Origin of the sequence: Shigella sp. FC1967 (genome assembly GCF_001743005.1) — a bacterium.
Lineage (GTDB): Bacteria > Pseudomonadota > Gammaproteobacteria > Enterobacterales > Enterobacteriaceae > Proteus.
The window spans coordinates 1-290 of record NZ_MIIZ01000108.1; the positions used below are offsets into that span (position 1 = coordinate 1).

1 protein-coding gene is annotated in these 290 nt (G+C 41.7%); it reads right to left on the reverse strand.

What is annotated here, in order from left to right:
- Positions 1–251: LysR family transcriptional regulator (locus BHE89_RS00855; RefSeq protein ID WP_458694196.1), on the reverse strand; the 251-nt coding region annotated here is incomplete at its 3' end.
- Positions 252–290: the final 39 nt, after the last annotated feature.

Genomic DNA, 290 nt, shown 5'->3' on the forward strand with positions numbered 1-290 from the left:
ATGTAATGCATCTGCGGCCTGAGCAAAGCCACCGTAGTCAACGACGGCTTGTAAGGTAATCCACTAGAAAGTTCAAGTAATAATTTACCCTCGTGAGTAAGTACCGCTCGTCTTTTCTCTAAAGAGAGGATTTCAACGCCTAAAGTCTGCTCTAATTTATTGATAGTATAGCTAATTGATGATTGTGTTCTATGTAATGCATCTGCGGCCTGAGCAAAGCCACCGTAGTCAACGACGGCTTGTAAGGTAATCCACTAGAAAGTTCAAGTAATAATTTACCCTCGTGAGTA